At 67.9% G+C, this 6705-nt stretch carries 5 protein-coding genes; 4 read left to right on the forward strand and 1 reads right to left on the reverse strand.

Annotated elements, in window-relative coordinates; translation table 11 throughout:
* The coding region (locus E1261_RS42095) for an amidohydrolase (protein ID WP_132415472.1) at positions 1 to 1107 on the reverse strand (1107 nt) is incomplete at its 3' end.
* Positions 1108 to 1332: 225 nt separating this feature from the next.
* Here E1261_RS42095 and E1261_RS42100 point away from each other — a divergent pair.
* The 4 genes from E1261_RS42100 (at position 1333) to E1261_RS42115 (ending at position 6520) form a co-directional block, all read left to right on the forward strand.
* Positions 1333 to 2412, forward strand: coding sequence for a BMP family lipoprotein (locus E1261_RS42100; RefSeq protein WP_132415474.1), 1080 nt, complete (start codon positions 1333 to 1335; stop codon positions 2410 to 2412).
* Between the two features lie 89 nt (positions 2413 to 2501).
* Complete coding sequence (locus E1261_RS42105) at positions 2502 to 4052, forward strand: ABC transporter ATP-binding protein (RefSeq protein ID WP_132415476.1); 1551 nt, start codon at positions 2502 to 2504, stop codon at positions 4050 to 4052.
* Complete coding sequence (locus E1261_RS42110) at positions 4053 to 5237, forward strand: ABC transporter permease (RefSeq protein ID WP_132415478.1); 1185 nt, start codon at positions 4053 to 4055, stop codon at positions 5235 to 5237.
* Positions 5234 to 6520 carry an ABC transporter permease gene (locus E1261_RS42115; RefSeq protein ID WP_132415480.1) on the forward strand — a complete coding sequence of 429 codons (1287 nt, stop codon included), beginning with the start codon at positions 5234 to 5236 and terminating at the stop codon, positions 6518 to 6520. Before E1261_RS42110 ends, E1261_RS42115 begins: the two co-directional genes overlap by 4 nt.
* Positions 6521 to 6705 lie beyond the last annotated feature (185 nt).

Genomic DNA, 6705 nt, shown 5'->3' on the forward strand with positions numbered 1-6705 from the left:
GGTGTGGAGGTCGCCGGCGGTGTCGAGGGTGGGCGGGCGGACGCCTAGACGGGCCATGGCGCCGGGGACGTGCTCGAGGTACCAGGCGAAGTCTTCGCCGCCCAGGGACTGGTCGGTGGGGCTGATGGCGCCGGTGCCCAGGGTTTGCTGGGCGGCGTTGCGGAGGATGTCGATGGCGGTGGGGTCGTTCATGACCGGGGGGACGCCATGGGTGACCTCGGTGTCGACCTGGATGCCGTAGGGGGCTACGAGTTGGCTCGCCAAGGCCGGGATGAGGTCGGCAGCCTGGTGCCAAGCGTTGACGTCGAGGCAGCGCAGGGTGCCTTCGGCTTCGCCTCGGGAGGGGATGGCGTTGGCGGCGGAGCCGGAGGTGATGCGGCCCCAGACGAGCGACATGCCGGCGCGGGGGTCGACGCGCCGGGACAGCGCTGCCGGGAGTTCGGTGACGAGCGTCGCGAGCGCGTAGACGAGGTCGCCGGTGAGGTGCGGGCGCGAGGTGTGCCCGCCGGGACCGCTCAGCCGCACGAGAATGCGGTCAGCAGCAGCCGTCAGCGCGCCGACACGCAGGCCGACCTGACCAACCTGCAGGCGCGGATCGCAGTGCACCCCATAAATACGCCGTACGCCGTCCAGCCCGCCCGCCGCGATGACACCGAGCGCACCACCGGGCATCACCTCCTCGGCCGGCTGGAAGATGAGGCGGACCCGGCGGTCCAACGCGCCGTCCCGGGCCATCCCGGCTAGCACGAGCGCAGCGCCGACCAGGCCCGCGGTGTGGATGTCGTGCCCACACGCGTGCGCGACGCCGTCGTTCGTCGACCGCCACGGCGCCTCGACACCGTCCGGCACCGGGAGCGCGTCGATATCCGCGCGCAACGCAACACATGAGTCACCGGAGCCGATGTCGCAGATGAGTCCGGTCCCGGTCGGCAGCACGCGTGGTGACAGGCCGGCGTCGGTGAGGACGCGCTCCAGGATTTCGGTGGTCCGGACTTCGTGCCAGCCGAGCTCGGGGTGGGCGTGCAGGTCCCGGCGCAGCTCGACCGTGGTCTCGCGGACTTCCTCGACCCGGGCGAGGACATCCGCGACCAGCAGTTGATGACTCATGCCCGCGATTGTGACATGAGGCCTGAATCGTTCACTCACCGTGACGACGCCGGGCACTCGGTGACCGCGCCGCAGGAGTTGCGGAAATGTGACGAAAGTGCCGGTCACTTTCCGGTATCGAGGTCATCTTGGCGTTCTAACTAACACGGGCCGCCCCTATAGTCTGCGGATGGCACGCAGGGGCAGGCGTGCGCAAACGATCTGGTACGACGAAGGAGACGTCCGGTGAAGAAGTTCGTGCGGGGAACCGCGATCGTGGGCGTACTGACGCTCGCCGTCGCAGCTTGTGGCAGCAAGCCGACGGAAAGTGGCCCGGCCGGAGGCGCCGACAACAAGGCCTTCAAGGCCTGCATGGTCTCCGACTCCGGCGGTTTCGACGACAAGTCGTTCAACCAGACGTCGTACAAGGGCCTGCAGGACGCGGTCAAGGCCAAGGGCCTGACCGAGGTCAAGGCGGAGTCGAAGTCCGACAACGACTACCCGACCAACATGACCGCGATGGTTGCGGCCAAGTGCAACGTGATCATCTCGGTCGGCTTCAAGCTCGAGGACGCCACCGACGAGGCGGCCGGCAAGAACCCGGACGTGAAGTTCGCGATCGTCGACTCGGCCCCGGCCAAGCCGATCGCCAACGTCAAGCCGCTCGGCTTCAACACCGCGCAGTCCAGCTTCCAGGCCGGTTACCTGGCCGCGGCGATGTCCAAGTCCGGCAAGGTCGGCACCTTCGGCGGCGTCAAGATCCCGCCGGTGACCATCTTCATGGACGGTTTCGCCGAGGGCGTGAAGTACTACAACAAGCAGAAGTCGAAGAACGTCGCGCTGCTGGGCTGGGACGAGGCCAAGCAGGACGGCCTGTTCACCGGTGACTTCGAGGACAAGGCCAAGGGCCAGAACAACGCCCAGAACCTGATCACCCAGGGCGCCGACATCATCTTCCCGGTCGCCGGTCCGGCGGGTCTTGGCGGTCTGCAGGCGGCCAAGGCCAGCAACGGCAAGGTGAACGCCATCTGGGTCGACACCGACGGCTGCGAGTCCGCCGCGGAGTACTGCTCGGTGCTGCTCACCAGCGTCAAGAAGGGAATGGACGTCGCCGTCCAGGACGCGATCGTCTCCGTCGTCGACAACAAGTTCGACAACAAGCAGTTCATCGGCACGCTGGAGAACGGCGGCACCGGCCTGGCTCCGTTCCACGAGTTCGACAGCAAGGTTCCGGCCGAGCTGAAGACCGAGCTGGAGCAGATCAAGACCGACATCATCGGCGGCAAGATCACCATCGAGTCCAAGGCGCAGCCGAAGGCGTCCTGATCACCGCGTAGAACGGTGTGAGCCAGGAGGGCAGACCCGAACAGGTCAGCCTTCCTGGCTCTCGGTCTGATTCAGGGAAGGCATCACGCATGCATCTCGAGCTGTCCGGCCTGACCAAGAGCTTCGGCTCGCTGGTCGCCAACGATCACATCGACCTGGTCATCGAGCCTGGGGAGATCCACTGCCTGCTGGGTGAGAACGGCGCCGGCAAGAGCACGTTGATGAACATGCTCTACGGGCTGCTGCAGCCCGACTCCGGCGAGATCGTCATCGACGGCGAGAAGGTCACCATCACCTCGCCGAGTGACGCGATCAAGCACGGCATCGGCATGGTGCACCAGCACTTCATGCTGGTTCCGGTCTTCACCGTCGCGGAGAACATCATGCTCGGCCGGGAGAACACCCACCCCGGCGGCGTGCTGGACCGCAAGAAGGCGAACGCGCTGGTCACCGAGCTGTCCGAGCGGTACGGCTTCGAGGTCAACCCCGAGGCGCTGGTCGAGGACATCCCGGTCGGGGTCCAGCAGCGGGTGGAGATCATCAAGGCGCTCACGAACGACGCCAGCGTGCTGATCCTTGACGAGCCGACCGCGGTGCTCACGCCGGCCGAGATCGACGAGCTGATCGCGGTGATGCGTCAGCTCAAGGAGAACGGCACCTCGATCGTCTTCATCACCCACAAACTCAAAGAGGTCAAGGCGATCGCGGACAAGATCACCGTGATCCGCCGCGGCAAGGTGGTCGGCCAGGCCGAGCCGTCCGCGACCGAGGAAGAGCTCGCCGAGCTGATGGTCGGCCGCGCGGTCGACCTGGTCGTCGACAAGGAGCCGGCCCAGCCGAAGGACGTCGTACTGCAGGTGCAGGGCCTGACCGTGATCGACGAGCGCGGGTTCACCGCGGTCGACGACATCGACCTGGAGGTCCGGGCCGGCGAGATCCTCGCGGTGGCCGGTGTCCAGGGCAACGGTCAGACCGAGCTCGCCGAGGCGTTGCTCGGCCTCACCCCGATCGCGGCCGGCAGCATCACGCTGGACGGCCAGGAGCTGACCACGAAGTCGACCCGGCACCGCCTCGACGCGGGCATCGGGTATGTCCCGGAGGACCGCGGGCACGACGGTTTCGTCGGCTCGTTCACGGTCGCCGAGAACCTGGTGCTCGACCTGTTCCGGAACGCGCCGTTCGGCAACGGGCTGGCGCTGAACACCGACGAGATCGACAAGAACGCGCACGCCCGGGTGGAGGAGTTCGACATCCGCACCCAGGGCATCGACCTGACCGTGTCGTCGCTGTCCGGCGGTAACCAGCAGAAGGTCGTGCTCGCCCGCGAGCTGTCCCGGCCGCTGAAGCTGCTGGTCGCCTCGCAGCCGACCCGCGGGGTGGACGTCGGGTCGATCGAGTTCCTGCACACCCGGATCGTGCATGAGCGCGACCAGGGCACCGCCGTACTGATCGTCTCCACCGAGCTGGACGAGATCGCGGCGCTGGCCGACCGGGTCGCGGTGATGTACCGCGGCAAGGTGGTCGGCGTCGTACCGGCCGACACCCCACGCGACGAGCTCGGCCTGATGATGGCCGGCGCCTCCAAGTCCGAGGCGCACGACGTCGCGATCGAGAACCCGACCACGTTGGGAACCATCTAGATGAGCAGCACAGCACAAGCGCCCGCACCGACCGTACGGCGGCGGTCCGGGCTGCCGTCGTGGGCGGTCCAGGGCCTCGTCTCGGTCAGCGCGATCGTGCTCGCGCTGCTGGTCGGGGCGATCCTGATCATCGTCGGCGACGACGACGTGAAGACCGCGGTCGGGTACTTCGGCGCCGCGCCGATGGACACCATCTCCGCAGCGCTCTCGGCGGTCGGCGAGGCCTACAAGGCGCTCGCGGTCGGCGCGATCGGTGGGATCTCCCCGATCAGCGAGTCGCTGACCCAGGCGACCCCGCTGATCTGCGGCGGCCTCGCGGTCTCGCTGGCGTTCCGGACCGGCCTGTTCAACATCGGCGCCCAGGGGCAGCTGATCATGGGCGCGGTCCTCGCCGGGTACGTCGGCTTCGCGTGGCACCTGCCGCCGGTCCTGCACCTGATCGTCGCGATCGTGGCCGGCCTGATCGGCGGCGCGATCTGGGGCGGTGTGGTTGGTCTGCTGAAGGCGCGGACCGGTGCGCATGAGGTGATCGTCACGATCATGCTGAACTACGTCGCGATCTACCTGCTGCAGTGGTTGCTGACGACCTCGACGTTCCAGCGCCCTGGCCGCGCCGACCCGATCTCACCGGTCGTCGACGCCAACGCGCAGTACCCGCAGTTCGGTGACACCCGCCTGCACGTCGGCTTCCTGCTGGCGCTGGTCGCCGCGGTCTTCGTCTGGTGGCTGCTCAACAAGTCCACCGTCGGCTTCGAGCTGCGCGCGGTTGGTGCGAACGCGGATGCCTCGAAGACAGCCGGTATGTCGGTCGGCCGGGCCTACGTGATTGCGATGGTCGTCGCCGGTGCGCTGGCTGGTCTGGCCGGCACGCAGCAGGTGCTCGGAACCGACCTGCCGCTGACCGACGGCGTCGCCGCATCAGTCGGGTTCGACGCGATCACGGTCGCGCTGCTCGGCCGCGGTACGCCGCTTGGCACCGTACTGGCCGGTCTGCTCTTCGGCGCCCTGAACGCGGGTGGCCTGCAGATGCAGCTGATCACGCAGACGCCGTTGACGCTGACAACGGTGCTGCAGGCAACCATCGTGCTGTTCGTCGCGGCTCCCGCGCTGGTCCGCTCGGTCTTCCGGTTCCTGCCGAAGGATCCAGGATCCGGGGCCATCCTCGCGAAGGGTTGGAACGGATGAGCGACGTGACGGTTCAGGACACCGCGCGGGTCCCCGCTCCGGTGGCGATCGAGGCCCCGGCGGAGCGCGTCCGCCGGCTGCGCGTCGGCGGCCTGATGCTGGTGTTCGCGCTGATCGGGCTCGGGCTGGCGCTCTTCACCAAGAGCGGCAAGGCGACGTTCCAGCTGGTCTCCGGCGACCTGCAGAACAACCTGCTCGGCCTGCCCGCGCAGCCGGTCGCCATCCTGCTCGGCGCCCTCGGCGTAGTCGCGGCGGTGGCCTACATCCTGCGCCGCGTTCCGCAGAAGTACTCCGGCTGGCTGGCGATCATTCTCGGCGTCAGCTTCATCGGCGCCTTCCTCTGCTGGGCCGCCGCGGGCAAGGTCTTCCCGCTGGCCAACCAGTTCCAGGGCACGCTGAACTTCGCCACCCCGCTGATCCTCGGCGCGCTGGCCGGCGTGCTGTGTGAGCGGGCAGGTGTCATCAACATCGCGATCGAGGGCCAGTTCCTGGTCGGCGCGTTCACCGCAGCGGTGGTTGCCAGTACGACGGGGAGCGCGGTGGCGGCGTTGATCGCGGCCGCGGCGTCCGGCGTACTGATGGCTCTGCTGCTCGCCGTGTTCTCGATCAAGTACCTGGTGAATCAGGTCGTGCTCGGCGTCGTGCTGGTCGTGTTCGCGACCGGTGTGACCGGCTTCCTGTTCGACCAGTTCCTGCAGGAGGACGCGGCCAACCTGAACACGCCCGAGGTGCTCTCCGCGGTGAAGATCCCCGGGCTGGGCGACATCCCGTTCATCGGGCCGATCCTGTTCAACCAGACCGCGCTGGTCTACCTGACCTACATCGCGGTCGCGGTCGTCACCTTCGTGCTCTTCCAGACCCGGTGGGGCCTGCGGGTCCGCGCGGTCGGCGAGCACCCGAAGGCGGCCGACACGGTCGGGATCAGGGTCAAGCGCGTCCGGTACTCCGCGGTCCTGTGGGCCGGGGTTCTCGCCGGGCTCGGTGGTGCGTTCTTCACGGTCGGGTACGCCGGTTCGTTCGCCAAGGACATGACTGCCGGCAACGGGTTCATCGCCCTGGCCGCGCTGATCATGGGCCGCTGGCACCCGATCGGCGCGATGGTCGCAGCCCTCTTCTTCGGCTTCGCCACCCAGCTGCAGTCCCAGCTCCAGATCATCCAGACCCCCATCCCCGGCGAACTCCTCCTGATGGCCCCCTACCTGGCCACCATCATCGCCGTAGCCGGCCTAGTAGGCCGAGTCCGAGCCCCCAAGGCCGACGGCGAACCCTACGTAACCGAATAACCCCCGCCCCGCCCCGTCCGGTCCGGTCCGGTCTGCCGATCCCATCTCATGGGTTCCCCCACGAGCTTGTGGGTTCTGCACCCGCATGAGAGTGCAGAACCCACCATCCGCTGGGTGAACCCAGCAGATGGTGGGTTCGTGAGCCAGAATCCGGTTGGCCAACCCACCCGCGGATGGGTGTACCC

Origin of the sequence: Kribbella albertanoniae (genome assembly GCF_004348455.1) — a bacterium.
Classification (GTDB): Bacteria; Actinomycetota; Actinomycetes; order Propionibacteriales; family Kribbellaceae; genus Kribbella; species Kribbella albertanoniae.